This window comes from Pseudarthrobacter sp. 10T415 (assembly GCF_056394175.1).
This window is the reverse complement of sequence record NZ_JBFTHJ010000095.1, coordinates 1-302: the sequence shown is the minus strand read 5'-3', so window position 1 is coordinate 302 and position 302 is coordinate 1. Positions and strand designations below refer to the sequence as shown.

The following is a 302-nucleotide window of genomic DNA, read 5'->3' as shown; positions in this document are numbered from 1 at the left end:
GGTGTTGCCGAGGCCGAGGCCGAGGTTTACGTCTGCGTCGACGACGGCGGTGAGGCCGTCGTGGGTTGCACCGTTGGTGCCGGTGACGCCGCCGAGGTCCACGATTGCATCGGCGTCCACCGCTACATCAGTGGCCGTGCCGTCCGTGGTTCCGGTGTTGCCGAGGCCGAGGCCGAGGTTTACGTCTGCGTCGACGACGGCGGTGAGGCCGTCGTGGGTTGCACCGTTGGTGCCGGTGACGCCGCCGAGGTCCACGATTGCATMGGCGTCCACCGCTACATCAGTGGCCGTGCCGTCCGTGG

The 302-nt window shown here is 68.8% G+C and carries 1 protein-coding gene; it reads right to left on the bottom strand.

All coding sequences use genetic code 11. From position 1 onward, the window contains the following. Positions 1-302, bottom strand: a 302-nt coding sequence (locus tag AC1DBN_RS21620; RefSeq protein ID WP_477724219.1) for a hypothetical protein, incomplete at both ends; no start/stop codon positions are given.